This window comes from Micromonospora rifamycinica (assembly GCF_900090265.1).
GTDB classification, from domain to species: Bacteria; Actinomycetota; Actinomycetes; order Mycobacteriales; family Micromonosporaceae; genus Micromonospora; species Micromonospora rifamycinica.
The window spans coordinates 2,740,626-2,756,346 of the sequence record NZ_LT607752.1 but is presented as its reverse complement, the minus strand read 5'-3'; the positions used below and the strand labels follow the sequence as shown (position 1 = coordinate 2,756,346).

At 69.4% G+C, this 15,721-nt stretch carries 5 protein-coding genes and 1 pseudogene; 4 read left to right on the top strand and 2 right to left on the bottom strand.

Features of this window, described 5'->3' with window-relative positions:
• Positions 1-18 precede the first annotated feature (18 nt).
• Positions 19-954: a YhjD/YihY/BrkB family envelope integrity protein gene (locus GA0070623_RS30960; RefSeq protein ID WP_084261443.1), complete on the bottom strand. Its 936-nt coding sequence runs from the start codon at positions 952-954 to the stop codon at positions 19-21.
• A 126-nt stretch (positions 955-1,080) separates the two neighbouring features.
• Positions 1,081-4,215 carry an FG-GAP-like repeat-containing protein gene (locus tag GA0070623_RS11085; RefSeq protein ID WP_067311454.1) on the bottom strand — a complete coding sequence of 1,045 codons (3,135 nt, stop codon included), beginning with the start codon at positions 4,213-4,215 and terminating at the stop codon, positions 1,081-1,083.
• Between the two features lie 451 nt (positions 4,216-4,666).
• Here GA0070623_RS11085 and GA0070623_RS11080 point away from each other — a divergent pair.
• The 4 genes and pseudogenes from GA0070623_RS11080 (at position 4,667) to GA0070623_RS11070 (ending at position 15,634) form a co-directional block, all read left to right on the top strand.
• Positions 4,667-12,425, top strand: a pseudogene (locus GA0070623_RS11080) (ricin-type beta-trefoil lectin domain protein).
• 26 nt (positions 12,426-12,451) lie between these two features.
• The gene (locus GA0070623_RS29910; RefSeq protein ID WP_157517583.1) at positions 12,452-12,679 is read left to right on the top strand and encodes a hypothetical protein; all 228 of its coding nucleotides are present in this window, start codon (positions 12,452-12,454) and stop codon (positions 12,677-12,679) included.
• Between the two features lie 380 nt (positions 12,680-13,059).
• Complete coding sequence (locus GA0070623_RS11075) at positions 13,060-13,608, top strand: GNAT family N-acetyltransferase (protein ID WP_067311468.1); 549 nt, start codon at positions 13,060-13,062, stop codon at positions 13,606-13,608.
• Positions 13,609-14,059: 451 nt separating this feature from the next.
• Positions 14,060-15,634, top strand: a complete 1,575-nt coding sequence (locus GA0070623_RS11070; RefSeq protein ID WP_067311472.1) for a pectate lyase family protein — start codon at positions 14,060-14,062, stop codon at positions 15,632-15,634.
• The last annotated feature ends 87 nt before the right edge of the window (positions 15,635-15,721 follow it).

The window sequence follows — 15,721 nt, the reverse complement described above, 5'->3', positions numbered from 1 at the left end:
GGCCCGGCTCTGGACCCGCTACGGCCTGCGCGAGACCGACGACCCGGCGGTATCCGTGGACCCCGCCGTATCCCTGGACCCGGCCGCAAATCCGGACCCGTCCCCGGACGCCGGTCCGGAGGCGGCGGCGCGGCGGACCCGCCACCGGGACAGCGCGAGGGTGGCCGAGTAGCCGGCCAGCACGATCACGTGGAACAGGTAGAGCCAGAGCAGCACCGCGACACCGGCCCCGACCGGGTCGAAGCCGCCGAACGGGACACCGAGGTCCAGCGGGAGCGAACAGAACAGCACGAAGCCGTGCAGGAAGCCGGAGAGGTTGGCGGCGGTGAACGACCCGACCGCCAGGGTCGACAGCCAGTCCGGTGAGGCCGGCCCGACCACCCGGAACACCCACGTCAGCACCGGGGTGAGCACCAGCCACACCGCCAGGAACGACAGCACGATGCCGAGGGCGGCGATCCAGCCGCCCTGCCGGATCAGCCGGGTGGTGGTGGGCAGCGCGATGAGGATCGACAGCAGCAGGGCGGGGGCGGGGGCGAGCAGCGGCAGCAGCAGCAACCGCCCCCGCCAGCCGACCAGCGTCTCGTCCGGGTTGGGCGCGGTGGCCACCGAGACGAACGCCCGGCGCAGCCCCTCACCGTAGAGCGAGGCGGGCAGCAGGGAGGCCAGCGCCAGCAGCGGGGTCAACTGCACCCCGGCATTGACCAGCGCGTCCACCGCGTCGGGCGCACCGATCGCGTCCGGCAGCGTCTCCACGGCGTACGAGGTGAGCCGGCGTACCCGGTCCGCGCCGGCCAGCAGCGAGGTGAGCCAGATCGCCAGCAGGGCCACCGGCACCACGGCGATCGCCCCGTAGAAGGTGATGGCGGCGGCGTGCAGGGAGAGGTCCCGACCCCGTACCGGTCGGAACGCGGCACTGGTGATCCGCTTCGTACGCTGCCATGCGTCGCCCATCGCGATGTTCTTCCCCCTGTCATCCCCGGATACGCCTCACCCTCCCTCGGCTGTGACGGTACCCACCAGGTGACAGCTGATCCCGGGCAACCGGACCGATTCGAGGCCCGATGTGCCCGTCATCGGTCAGCCGAAGGACTGCACCGGGCCCCAGTCCTGCTCGATGACGATCTTCACTGGTCCGCCGGTGTTGGTGCTGGACGGGTGGTAGATCCGTAGCTTCCCGTCGGAGGAGTACCGGGCCCAGAGGTCGGGCACCTGGTCCCCGTTCACGTCGGGGATGCCGATGAGCGCGTCGACGGCCGCCTCCGTCCAGCCCGTCCCGTACGGGACGTCCCCGGCGCGGGAGCCGGCAGCGGTCTTGAGCGAGTCCAGGATGACAGTGCCGGTTACCGCGCCGGGCTTGCCGTGCCGGACGTACATGTTGCCGTTGTCCAGGTTCCGCCACAGCAGGTCGGGGGTTCCGTCCAGGTCGATGTCGGCCATGTTGACGACCTCACGGCGGGCCCAGGCGGTGCCCTCCATCAGAGTCGCCGCCTGGAAGCTGCCGCCGGTGTAGCCGCTCAGCACCCAGAACTGCGTCCCGGAACGGACCACCAGTTCCGGCAGCTTGTCACCGTCGAGGTCGCCGACCGCCTTGATCTGGGTCCAGGTGGCCGGTGCCGGGAGGGTGGGCGTGTCGGTCGGCAGGAGCACCCGCAGCCGGCGGTCCACCGGGAAGCTGCCGTACCCGTCGCCGGGATAGAGCCAGAAACCGCCGTCGGGGGTACGGGCGAACAGGTCGGTGGTGCCGTCGCCCGGGTAGGTGTCACCGTACTTGGTGATCAGCGCGGCCGGACCGGCGCGGACGGTCCAGTGCCCCGGCGGGTTGCGGGTGCCGTCGGCGGCGTACGAGCTGGTGAGGGATTCGTGCAGCTCGCCGCCCTTGTCGCCCGGGTAGGTGCGCAGTTCGCCGCCGATGGTGATCGCGAGCAGGTCGGGGATGCTGTCGCCACCGGTGTCGCCGGGGCCGTCGGCCTGGTCGGACGGCGGTAGGAAGAAGGTGTAGTTGGTAGGTTCGCTGCGGTTGCCCGCCGTGTCGTGGGCGTACACCTGGAGGGTGTTCGGGCCGGCATGCCGGGGCTTGAGGTCGGGCACCTCGGCGACGCCGTTGGTGGCGGTCACCGAGAGGCTGCCGACGCCGCCGAAGGAGTAGGTGAACCGGGCCGCGCCGGCAGCGCTGAACTTGATCTTGCCGGTCTGGCCGAACTTCACCGTGGCCCAGGTCGCTCCGTCGTCGGTGGCCTCCTTGAAGACATCGCTGCTGACGTCGGGTGCCGGCGGCGCGGAGGCGTCGATGGTGAGCCGGCAGGGCTCGGCCCCTGTCGGGAAGTACGCCGACGTCGTGCCTGAGGTGTCTTCGGCCCGGACGTTCCACGAGTAGACGGCCGTGTCCTCCAGCGTGCTGGCGGGAACGGTCAGCGTGGCCCTGCCGGCGCTGTTGGGGGTGACCAGGGTGCCGGCGGGCACGGTCGTGCCGGTCTTCCAGAACCGGAAGCGCAGCGATTTGAGGTTGCCGTCGGGGTCGGCGGCGGTCGCCGACAACACCAGGTTGCTTCGTGCGACGGTGACGCCGCCGCCCGGACCGGGCACGCAGTTGCCGCCGGGGGACGAGGTGACGTTCGTCGGCGTGCCGGGCGGCCGGTTGTAGACGACGGTCAGCTCTGCCGACGTGGCTTTGAACTTACGCCAGGTCAGCGTGTCAGACTCGCTGGTGGCCTGCATGCCGAAGGTGAGGTTCGCCAGACCGTTGTCCGCGCCCTGCTGCGCCGCGTTCCGTACGTCGAAGCTGACGTAGTCGTCGGCGCAGTTGCTGCCGTAGCCGTAGGCGAACGACTTCTTCTGCTGCAACGTCTGCCAGCTCGGCTGGGAGTTCCAGGTGGTGCCGGAGGAGATCGCGCCAGTGAGCCAGAGCTGCATCTCCCGGCTCGTGCAGGACCACGAGTGGTTGTTCAGTACCTTGAAGCTCGCGGAGCTGATCGCCGCGCCGCTCATGTCGGTGCGGTACTGCATGCGCCAGAACGAGCGGGTCCGCAGCGGCGTCTGCTGCTCATATCCGACGCGGGCGTCGGAGGTGCCGGAGTTGAAGTTGGTGCCGTTCCAGGTGTTGGTCTTGGGGTGTTGCGAGTAGACGGTCGCCCAGGCCAGCGTGCCGCTGATCAGCGTCGGGTCGATGAAGACGGGAAAGGCGACCGTCGGATCGGTGAGCAGGCCGGTGCCGGCGGCGTCGAGGTGCAGCCGGGTCTCGCCGGTGCCGTCACCATCGAGGCGGGTGCGGATCGGGGCCTGCCGGGCACCCGGTTCACTGCCGCTGAGGCCGGACAGCCGTAGCACGTCGGCCGGAGTGTCCACCGCGGTACGTGGCACCGCCTGCGGATCCTCGGCGTCCTGCCCGGCGGAGTCCCAGGCGAAGGGCGAGGGGACCGAGGCGACCTCCCGACCGTCCGTCGGGTCGAGGGCGCGGACACCGCCGGTTTCCGGATCGTGCTGGAAGACCGCCGTGGCGGAGCTGAGTCCGTAGCTGAGCGCGTCGACGGCCTGGAGCGTCGCGGCGGCGTTGTTCTTGACGATCAACAGCTGGCCGAAGCCGCCTGCCTCGCGGGCGACGACGAGTAGGTCGACCCCCGGCAGCACCTCCGAGTAGAGGGCGCGCGGGCCGTCGAGCACCGGTTCCGGCAACGGGCCCGGCCAGGTGTAGGTGATGGTGTGTCCGTCGGCCTCCAACTCGGCCAGCACGCTGGTGGCGCTGCCACCTTCGCTGCGGCTGCGACCCCCGCTGCCACCGGTTTCGGTGCCGCCGCCGGAGAAGCGGACCGGGGTGGGAACGTTGACCGGACGGACGTCGAGGCGACCGGCGGCCTTTCCGGCGCGGGTCAGCGTCGTGTCGATCCTCGTCCACCGCCCGTCGGCGGCCCTGGCCCGCTGCGGGGTGGCGTGGACGGTGGTGCGTAGTCGCCCATCAGGGAGCGCCCAGGTCAGCGACGTGGCAGTGGTGGCGGTGTCGACAAGTACCTCGTCTCCGGTGCGGGCGGCGTGCGCCACGGCGGTCGGTTCGTCCCGCGGAGCAGCGCCGGGCGCGGGTGCGGCGGCCACCCGGGGCGGGCCGGGGCCGGGTCGCAACGGCAGTGGGGCGACGACGAGTGCGGCCAGCAGCACACCCAGGGTGAGGGTCAGCCTGGTGCGTGTACGCACTAAGGGCTTGAGCAGGCGAGGCGCGGTCACGGCGGGTCTACTCCCGTGGGGCCGGGCGGACAGGGAAACGGGACGCCCGGCCGGCGGATCCGGCGGGTCAGGGGCAGAACGAGGGCACACGATCGCACGGCACCAGGGCACCTCGTCTATCCCGTGACCGTTATTGATTCGTGATCCGCTAGGAAAAGTTACTGAGAGACATGCCCCGAATTTGAACCGATGCGGCTTTTGGTGCCGCAGGGTGGCAATGTTTGCGATCTTGTGAGCGCTTTCAGGTGGCACGAGACCTTTGATGGTTTCTGCTATCGATCATCCAGTGGTCCAGATCACTCGACCCTGCGGGCGGTAACCGATAACGGGGTTGAGCGTGAGGCTCTCCTGACGCAGAGTGCTCAAGCACATGTCGCAGCCGCCGGCATGTGCCGTCGCGGTTGTCCGCACCTCTTCTTTCCTCTTCGCGCCTGGGTGGGAGTCGACGCGCATGCGTGGTAACGGTTTGCTGTTCCGACGGTCGCCCGGCCGACAGACCCGGGCGGTCGCCCGCCGTCGATGGGGGCGGGCCACCCGCACCGCGTTCGTCCTGGCGCTCTCCACCACGCTGGCGGCGACGAGCCTGCCCGCCGCCGCGCTGGCGGTGCCCGGACCGGGGATGAGCCGCGAGAAGGACCGGCTCGACCTGCCGGACCTGCCGGAGACCGCGCTGGTCGAGCAGGACAACGTCGCGCAGACCGAGATGACCACTGAGAAGGTCGGCGACGTGACGGAGTACGCCCCGTCGGCCGTCGAGCCCTGGGTGCAGGACACCGGCACGGTGGACCTGACCGGCGTCGCGCCCGGCGCCACCCGGCCGGTCGACGACCTGCCGGTCGCGCTCGGCGTACCGCAGGACGGTGACCCGGCCGCGCTGGCCGGCACCTGGACGGTCGACCTCGCCGCGCCCGAGACGTCGCAGGTCGCCGGGGTGTCGGGCCTGATCATGAAGCTCACCCCGCCGGTCACCACCGATCCGGCCGCCGAGGTGACCCTCAGCGTCGACTACACCTCCTTCGCCGACCTGTACGGTCCGCAGGCCGCCGACCGGTTCGGCGTCATGCTGCTGCCCGACTGCGTCTACGACGCCCCCGACAGCGGGGACTGCGCCGATGGCGGCGACGGCACCGAGCCGGTCGGCCCCGCACCCGCGCAGGCGGTGCCCAGCGAGGTGACCCTGGTGCCCGCCGCGTCGGCGTCCGCCCGCACCACGCGGGCCGAGCAGGCACCGGTCCGCCGGGTCGTCACCGGCACCGTGCCGGTCGGCCCGTTGCTCGACCCACGGTCCGCGCGCACCACCGGTGTCGCTGCCGCTACGGCAGCCCGAAGGTCGTCGGCGTACTGGACACCGGCGCATCGGCGGGCGGCGACTTCACCGCGAGCCCGTTGCTCTCCTCGGGCTCCTGGGCGGCTGGCTCCTCCTCCGGGGCCTTCACCTACTCGTACCAGATGCAGATACCCGAGATGGCCGGTGGCCTGATGCCGAAGGTGGCGCTGGGGTACTCGTCGCAGTCGGTGGACGGCCGTACCTCCGCCACCAACAACCAGGCGTCCTGGATCGGCGACGGCTGGGACTACAGCGCCGGTTCCATCACCCGTAGCTACGCCAACTGCCGGCAGGACGCCACCTCCGGCGCGAACAACACCACGCACCGTACCGCCGACCTCTGCTGGGGTTCGGACAACGCCACCCTCTCCCTCGGTGGCATGACCACCGAGCTGGTCTACGCCAATGGCAGCTGGACCACCGCCAACGGCGATGGCTCCCGGATCGAACTGAAGACGGACGCCAGCAACGGCGACGCCGACGGCGAGCACTGGATCGTCACCACCCGGGACGGCACGAAGTACCACTTCGGCCTCAACGAGTTGCCCGGCTGGAGCACCGGTGATCCGGTCACCAACTCGGTCCTCACCGTGCCGGTGTACGGCAACCATCCCGGGGAGCCCTGCTACAAGGCGGGCAACTGGGCCGGCTCCGTCTGCACCCGGGCCTGGCGGTGGAACCTCGACTACGTCGAGGACGTGCACAGCAACGCGATGAGCCTGTGGTGGGCCCGCGAGTCGAACTACTACGCCAGGAACTTCAACTTCAAGGCCCCGGTGAAGTACGACCGGGCCGGCTACCTCACCCGCATCGACTACGGGCAGCGCCGTGGCAACGTGTACTCGGCGGCCCCGCTGGCCCGGGTCACCTTCGACGTCGCCGAGCGCTGCTTCACCGAGGGCACGACCACCTGCTCCGAGGCCAACTTCACCAGCAAGGACCCGGCGAAGTACCGCATCTGGTACGACACCCCGGCCGACCTGCGCTGTGCCGACAAGCAGAAGTGCTGGAACGCCGGGCCGTCCTTCTTCTCCCGCAAGCGGCTCACGAAGATCACCACCTGGGCCCAGCGCCAGCAGGGCAGCACGAGTCTCCAGGCGGTGGACGACTACCAGCTCAAGCAGTCCTTCCCGACCCTGCGGACCGGCCCCAACACCGCGCTCTGGCTGGAGTCGGTCACCCGATCCGGCTACGGCGTGACCGGCGACCGGATCACCCTCAACCCGGTGCGGTTCGCGGCCAACGTCGACGACATGCCGAACCGGGTCAGGAACGACAACCGCCCCGGCTTCTCCCGGCTGCGGATCGGACGGGTCGTCAACGAGTACGGTGGCGAGACCGTCGTCACCTACAAGCAGCCCACAGGGGCCTGCGCCACCGGTACGGGCCTGCCGAACGACCCGAAGGACCCGGCGGTCACCGCGGCGCTGAAGGCGAACACCCGGCTCTGCTACCCGGCCTTCTGGCACCCGGACCCGGCCGAGGAGTCCATCGACTGGTTCCACAAGTACGTGGTGGAGTCGGTCGAGGAGGTTCCCGCGGTCGACGGGCCCTTCAACGTCCGCACCGTGTACGAGTACGGCACCCCCGGCTGGAAGCTCGCCGAGCAGGAGTTCACCAAGAAGTCCACCCGCACCTGGTCCCAGTTCGCCGGCTTCGACCAGGTGACCGTCCTCACCGGAGAGAACGAGGCTGCACCGGGAGCCGGCAGACGATGTCCGTCACCCGCTACTTCCGGGGCCTGGGCGACACCGTGTCGGTGAAGGACATCGCCGGCGACGAGATCGCGAAGGACAAGGAGCCCTTCGCCGGCCGGGTCGCCGAGGAGTTGACGTACGTCGAGGCCGAGCCCGGCGCCGACGCGGCCCACCTCAGGGCGAACTGGCTCACCCGCAGCATCACGTATCCGGAGGCGACGCTGCTCGCCACCCGGGAGCGCGGGTCCGGCCTCAGCCCGCTGCGCGCCTGGCGGGTCACCGAGCCGCGCCAGGTCGCGTACAGGCGCTCCTCCGGTGGCGACCGTGCCATAGAGACGAAGACCAGGTTCGAGGAGACGTACGGGCTGCCCGACCGCATCGAGTCCCTCGGCGAGGTCGGCAAGGCTGGTGACGAGTCCTGCACCACGATCGAGTACCTGCACCGCACCGACAAGAACCTGATCGGCCTGACCAAGCAGGTCCTGACCAGCCCGACAACCTGCGGGGCAGCCGCCTTCGGCGATCTGACGACGCTCAGCTCCGCCAGCCGGATCGCCTACGACGACGAGGCGTACGGTGTCGCTCTCGCCGCCGACACCAGGGGCCGCGTCCGCGAAACGTGGTCGCTGAAGGCGGACGGCGCGGGCTTCCAGTCCGACGGCACCACCACCATCGACGGCATCGGCCGGGTCACCTTCCGCACCGACCCCGACGGCAAGCAGTCGCAGATCGAGTACCTGCCCTCCACCGGCCAGGCGTACTCGGTCAAGGAGCGGAACCCGCTGGGGCACGATCAGGTCCGCGAACTCGATCCCGGTCGCGCCGTCACGCTCAAGACCACCGATCCCAACGGGCGGGTCAGCAACGCCAGGTACGACGCTTTGGGCCGTCTGGTCGAAGCCTGGGGGCCGGGCCGCACCCCGTCGGTCACCGCCGTCCCGGATTTCCGGGCCGAGTACGCCACCCCCGAGGGCAGGTCGCCGTACGTGACGACCTTCAGCCGGGGCCACGAGGACGGGGTGCAGACCTCCGTCACCATCTACGACGGCCTGGGCCGGGAGCGGCAGCGGCAGGAACAGGCCACCGGTGGCGGGCGGCTGATCACCGACCGGTACTACAACAAGGCCGGCGAGGTCTTCGAGACCTACAACGCCTACTACACCGAGGGCGGACCGCGCGGCGAACTCTTCGTGCCGCTGGCGCGCACCGCCGTACCCAACATCACCCGCTACAGCTACGACGGCCTCGGCCGGGTGACCCGGGAACTGCCCATCCTCCGCGACCAGGAGCGGCCCGAGCGGGCCACCACCTACGGTTACGGCACCGACCAGTCCACCGTGGTGAACCCGACCGGGTCGGCCTCCTACCGGATGTTCAGCGACGCGCTGGGCAGGACCACCCGGGTGGACACCTTCACCGACGAGGCCCGCACCGAGTTCACCTCGATGACGTACGGGTACGACGCGCAGGGACGGCTGACGAACGCCCGGCACTCCGCCGCTGCGGACCGCCCGTGGACGTGGAACTACGACCAGCGCGGCCGGCTCACCTCCAGCACCGACCCGGACGCCGGCACCACCCAGTTCACGTACGACCACCGGGACCGGCAGCTGACCGCCACCAACGCCCGTGGCGTCACCGTCTGGAACGGCTACGACGAGCTGTCCCGCCCGACCCGGCAGCGACTCGGTGGCAGCACCGGCGCGCTCCTGGCCGAGTTCAGCTACGACACGGTCCCGGGAGGCAAGGGTCTGCCGGCCAGCGCCACCCGATACACCGACGGGTTGCCCTACACCCAGACGATCGGTGGCTACACCGAGGACTACCAGCCGACGTCGACCACGCTCACCCTGCCGCAGTCGGTGGCCGACACCTGGGGCCTGCGCTCCTCCTACCGGTACGACTACTCGTACACCGACACCGGCCTGGCCGAGTCGTCGACCCTGCCCGCCGTGGGTAACCTGCCCGCCGAGAAGATCCTGGTCAGGTACACGGCCGACGGCCTGCCGCTCTCGGTCTCGGGCAAGGACTGGTACGGCGCGGAGACGGTCTACTCACCGTACGGGCAGGTGCTGCGCTCCACGCTCGGCGCGCAGCCCTACCGGGTGTGGACCACCGCCAGCTACGACGACGCCAGCGGCGCGCTCACCGAGCAGCAGGTGCACCGGGAACAGAAGGACAAGACCAGCAACCGGTTCGACGGCAGCAACCTGGTTTCGCGCCGCGCGTACTCGTACGACGACGCGGGCAACGTCACCGCGATCCGGGAGCGTGCGACCGACATCGCCGAGCGGCAGTGTTTCCGCTACGACGCGCTCGGCCAGCTCGAGACCGCCTGGACCTCCGCCGACCAGGAGGCCTGTGCCACCGGACCGCTCGGCGCCCTCGCGGTGTCGCCCGGCCAGGACGGCACCGGCTACTGGCAGGAGTACCGCTACGACCTGCTCGGCAACCGCAAGTCCCTGGTGGAGCAGGACCTCAGCGGTGCGACCGCGACGGGCGCGATCACCAGCACGTACCAGTACACCAGCAGCCAGCCGCGCACCCTCAGCACGGTGGCCCGGCACTGGACCACCCCACAGGGCGTCGAGATCACCTCCGAGGCGACCCGGCTGTACGAGCTGACCGGCGAGACGAAGTCGGTCACCTCGAACAACGGCGACGAGCAGACCCTGACCTGGACGTACGACGGCAAGGTCGAGCGGATCACCGGCCTGGGCAGCAAGGGGCGGACCCCGTACGTGGGCCTGGCCGACAAGTGCCTGGATCTCAGCGCCGGCCTCGCCCAGGCCAACCAGCCGATCCAGCTCTACTCGTGCAACGGCTCGCCGGCCCAGAAGTGGGCCTTCGCTCCCGTGCCGGGCATGGACCAGAACGACCCGAACCTGGGCACTCTCACCGGCCCCGACGGCTGGTGCGTCCAGCCGGCAGCCACTACCGCCGGGTCGCCGCTGCGTCTGCAGAAGTGCGACCGGTCGACCGCCCAGCACCTGGTTCGTGCGTCGACCGGCCAGCTCAGGCACGTCGCCTCCGGGTTGTGCCTCGCCGTGCAGAACGCCGCCCCGACCAACGCGACCCCGATCTTGCTGACCGCCTGCGACAACGCCTCCACCGCCCAGCAGTGGGAGGCGCAGTCGGAGACCCGGCACATCTACGGACCGGGCGGCAACCGGCTGCTGACCATCCAGGGCCGGCAGGCGACCCTCGACCTGGGCGAGTCGCAGGTCACCGTCGGCCGGGGCGGCACGCTGGTGAACACCCAGCGCACGTACGCCGCCCCCGGCGGTGCGGTGGTCCGCTACGCCCACGGCGTCAACGCCCCAGGTCTGGTCGCCGTGGCCGGTGACCACCAGGGCAGCCCGTACGCGGAGGTGGGCCTGTACAGCGGGATGCCGGTGCGGATCAGGAAGCAGGACCCGTTCGGCAACCAGCGTGGTGCGGCCGATCTGGGCGCGAACATGCAGACGAACGCGGGCTTCCTCGGCGCGACCCGGGACGACGCCTCCGGTTTCGTGCCGCTCGGCGCACGCCTCTACGACCCGTCGGTGGGCCGGTTCCTGTCGGCCGATCCGGTGCTGGACCTGACGGACCCGCAGCAGAACAACGGCTACGCCTACGCGCACAACAACCCGGTGACGCATTCGGACCCGTCGGGGCTGTCGGTGTCGTTGACGGCGTCGGAGATGGCGGCGGCGCTGGCCGGTGCGGGCCTGTCGACGGCCCAGGTGGCGCAGGCGCAGGCCAACATGGGCCGGTCGTTGATGTCGGTGATCCTGGACTCGGCCTGGTACATGCTGAAGGAGTTCCTCGGCATCAACGACGCCCTGAACTGCTTCGGTGGCGATCTGTGGGCGTGCGGCAGCCTCATCATCGGGGCGATCCCCTGGGCCAAGTTCGGCAAGATCCCCGCGGTGGCCAGAGCCATCAATCGGACGATCGCCGCGATCCAGGCGTGGAAGGCGGCGAAGCGGGCCGCCGAGGCGGTCCTGGCGGCGGCGCGGGCGGCCGAGACGGCGGCGTTGAACGCGAAGAAACTGGCTATCGAACGGGCGAAGAAGGCTGCCCAGGCGGCGGCCAAGAAGCCGGTCGACAAGGTCAACACGACGAGTAACGCGGCGGCGCAGGCGGCGCGGAAGACGGGCAACCCGGTACAGAAGCAGGCGCAGGCGAACGGTAACCCGAAGGCGTCCTCGGCTGCCGCGTCCGGCGGTGGTGGGAGGAAGCCCTCGTCGTCGTCCGGTGGGGGTGGGTCGAAGTCGGGTGGTTCGTCGGGTGGGTCCGCGCGCAGCAACGGTGGGTCCAGCGGTGGTGGTGCGGGCGACTCCTGTACCCGGCCCAACAGTTTCCTTCCCGGTACCCGGGTGCTGATGGCCGACGGGTCGACCAAGCCGATCGAGCAGGTCAAGCCGGGGGACCGGGTCAGGGTCACTGATCCGCGGACGGGTCGGGTCGAGGTGGAGACGGTCACCGCGACGGTCACGAGCCAGGGTGTGAAGAACCTGGTGAGGATCACCGTCGACGCGGCGGGGTCGAAGTCGTCGTCGGAGCCCGAGTCGGAGTCGGAGTCGGCCGGGCTGGTGGCGACCGAGGCGCATCCGTTCTGGATGCCTGAGCTGGGGGAGTGGGTCCACGCCACGGACCTGCGGTCGGGGCAGTGGTTGCGGACCAGCGCCGGGACTCTCGTCCAGGTCACCGCTGTCGAACGGTGGACCGTCCTACAGGCCAGAGTCCACAACCTCACGGTCGCCAACACCCACACGTACTATGTGCTGGCCGGCACAACTTCAGTGCTTGTGCACAACTGTGAGGGTCGGGAGAGCCTCAGCGGTAGCAGCTACGAATGGGATCATGACGAGAGTGGCAGTCTTCTTTATAGTGAAGTTGATGCCGACGGCGGATTAACTCTACTGGCCGACATGAAAAACAGCCCGGTGAGGGGGCAAGTGATCTTTGGGCGGATGATGGATGCTCTAGGTGGCAAGGTGCGAACAATCAATGGGAACCTTGTGGATGAGAACAAGGCGGCGTTTGTCGCAGCACTTGCGAGCGGACACGCGCCGGAGCAGGCTGCATGGATGACCTGGACCGGAAAAATGGCTCAAAGGCATGGGTTTACGACACTGTTGCATGTAGACCAGGAGGTATCTGGTGGGGCGCCTGTTCGGCTAAAGTTCGGTAGGCCGTGATGCCCGGTGTGGGAGAGTGGCGCCACATGTTCCGTGCGTCGGTTGATTCTGGTGGCGAACTGGTTGATATTGCTCGCTTAATCAGGCTTCACGGAAAATCTGGTCAATATGTTCAGGCGGCGGCGGCACTGCGGAAAGAGTTTGGATTCAAGATCGTTGAAGCCTTGGCGGTTGTGGGTTGGGCTGAAGGAGGAGACGGCAGTGAAGCATCTCTCTTGGAAATATGCCGCACGATTCAAACGGGAATCAAGTAGCTGGATCGGCGTCACGGTGCCGGCGTTCTTCTTCTATGTCAAGTGATTTTGTGACGACGACTCGTTATGGCTTGGGCGGGGTGGTTCCACCGAGCACTTCAAGGTCGGTGTTGTGGCTGCAATCCTAGCTTTCGATCGCCATGATATTGATGCATCGTTGGGGGAGTACTTTGCTTCTATTGGGTCTCCCTGCGAATCTGCCAGTCATGAGCCTCATGCTCAAGCGTCGGCACAAATAGCGGTTGAGAGACCTTTGTGCGCGCTGCCGTGGATATCGTCATCGTGGCTGACTCTCCAGGTGTCGCTGGCTCAGTTCCATTGGCCCGCTGCGTGATCGTCGTCCCCGCTGGTGCTTCGCGTACTCATTACGATCCCGGGGCATGACCGTGCTCACCACCACCAGGCTGACCATCCGAAACTGGACCGACAGCCCAGCCGATCTGGCCCGGATCTACGACCTCTACTCCCGCGACGAGGTGGTGCGCTGGCTGGGCGCGGCCCCCGGCCTGCCGTTGACCGACCTGGCCCAGGCGGCCGACCGGCTGGCGCTCTGGCAGGCCCGGCACGCCGACCACGGCGACCGGTACGGCACCTGGGCGGTGCAGACGCGCGACGCCGGCCTGGTGGTGGGCACGATCCTGCTCAAACCGCTGCCCGGCCGGGACGAGCGCGTGCCCACCGACGACATCGAGGTGGGCTGGCACCTGCACCCCGACTCGTGGGGCCACGGCTATGCCACCGAGGCGGCCCGCGCGCTGGTCGACCGGGAACTCGCCACCGGCACCCCGCAGGTGTACGCGGTGGTCGCCCCCGGCAACACGGCGTCGATGGCGGTGGCCCGCCGGCTCGGCATGACCCACCTGGGCCGGCGTACCGACTGGTACGGCGGCGAGGAGTTGGAGACCTTCGTCCGCCGAGCGGAGCCGTAGACCTCGACGGCGGTGGGGCGGGTGTGATCGCCGCAGCCGACCCGCCCCAGAATGGTCATTCCCCCGCAATCCGGACGACATCTTGCGATGTTAATAGACGTCACTCTATTGTCGGTTTCGGAAAGCGCTTTCCAGATGGTCAGAGCGGGTGCCCCGGCGAGTTCTGCCGCCGCCGACGGCGCCAGTTCGCCGTGCGCGGCAGCACGGTGGGCGGAGCGGATCCGACCCGAGCGGGCCGGAGCCCGAGCGCGATCATCCGTGGCCGGACTCACGGCCGTCGACCCGTCGGCGGCCTCGACGGCTGACCGGGACGACCACGGTTCCCCGTGCGCTCGCGGTCCGCAGCGGCACCGGGGCAGCGGCACCGGGGTCGCAGTGCCACCACATTTCGCAGCACCACCACGTTTCGCAGTACCACCACCCGGTTTTGCCGAACGGAGATGAGGCGAGGATGAGACGACCAGTTGCACGACGAGTCCAGGCGGGGCTGGCCACGGCCGCCGTCGGTGCGGCGATCTGCGTGGCCCTGCCAGTGCACCAGGCGTCGGCGGCGGCCGGCAGTGCCAGCGGCTACGCCACCCAGAACGGCGGCACCACCGGCGGCGCGGGCGGCCAGACGGTACGGGCCAGCACCGGCACCGCGATCCACGCTGCCCTGTGCAACCGGGCCAGCAGCAGCACCCCGATCGTCATCGAGGTGCAGGGCACGATCAACCACGGCAACACCACGAAGGTCTCCGGCAACAGTTGCAACACCGCCGCCGACAAGATCGAGCTGAAGGAGATCAGCAACGTCACCATCGTCGGGGTCGGCAGTGGCGCGGTCTTCGACCAGCTCGGCATCCACATCCGCGACTCCCGCAACATCATCATCCAGAACGTGACGGTGCGGAACGTCAAGAAGTCGGGCTCGCCCACCTCCAACGGCGGCGACGCCATCGGCATGGAGAGCAGCGTGCGCAACGTCTGGGTCGACCACACCACGCTGGAGGCGTCGGGCGGCGAGTCGGCGGGCTACGACGGGCTGTTCGACATGAAGGACGACGTCCAGTACGTCACGCTGTCGTACAGCATCCTGCGCAACTCGGGGCGGGGCGGCCTGATCGGCTCCAGCGAGAGCGACCGGGGCAACGGCTTCGTCACCTTCCACCACAACCTCTACCAGAACATCGACTCCCGCACGCCCCTGCTGCGGGGCGGGATCGCGCACGCCTACAACAACTCCTACGTGCAGTTGAACGAGTCCGGGATCAACTCCCGGGCCGGCGCGCGGGCCAAGGTGGAGAACAACTACTTCAAGAACTCCCGGGACGTGCTGGGCACCTTCTACACCAGCGAGGCCGGCTACTGGCAGGCCAGCGGCAACATCCTGGACAACGTGACCTGGTCCAGCCCCGGCAGCGAGACCAACCCCGCCGGCCCGGGCATGCCGTCCAACACCAGCGTCAGCATCCCGTACTCCTACCGGCTGGACGGGGCGAGCTGCGTGCCGGACATCGTCCGGCAGACGGCCGGCGCGAACACCGGTCTCAAGGAGTCGAACGGCAGCTGCACGCCGACCACCCCCAACCCGACCACCCCGGGACCGACCACCCCGGCTCCCACCACCCCCGCCCCCACCACGCCCGCGCCGACCACCCCGCCGCCCACCGGCAACCCCGGCGGGACCAACCTCAGCATCGGGGCCGGCTCCGACGGCTCCAGCAAGGCCAGCGGTACGAGCTACGGCGACGTGCGGGACGGCAACATGAGCACCTTCTGGTCGCCGGCCGGGTCGACCGGTGACATCTCGATCAAGTGGGGCTCCGCGACCAGCATCTCCTCGATCAACATCCGGGAGGCGTCCGGCTCGGCCGGCAGCGTCACCTCCTGGCAGGTCCTCAACGGTGACACCGGCGCGGTGCTGGCCTCCGGCAGCCGGGCCGGCGTGATCACCTTCGCCCGGACCTCGCTGAAGAAGATCACCTTCCGGATCAACAGCTCTGCTGCCACCCCGAAGATCGCCGAGTTCGAGACCTACGCCTGACGTCGTCCCCGGGCCGCGTCCGGGGCCATGATCAACTCAGTGGGGCCGATGTAGGGGTGTCCGGTCGGCGTGGACACCCCCATATCG

Bases quoted from the DNA above. Each gene is read 5' to 3' on its own strand.
- GA0070623_RS29910 (WP_157517583.1), top strand. From the start codon at position 12,452: ATGTTCCGTGCGTCGGTTGATTCTGGTGGCGAACTGGTTGATATTGCT.
- GA0070623_RS11075 (WP_067311468.1), top strand. From the start codon at position 13,060: ATGACCGTGCTCACCACCACCAGGCTGACCATCCGAAACTGGACCGAC.
- GA0070623_RS11070 (WP_067311472.1), top strand. From the start codon at position 14,060: ATGAGACGACCAGTTGCACGACGAGTCCAGGCGGGGCTGGCCACGGCC.
- GA0070623_RS30960 (WP_084261443.1), bottom strand. From the start codon at position 954: ATGGGCGACGCATGGCAGCGTACGAAGCGGATCACCAGTGCCGCGTTC.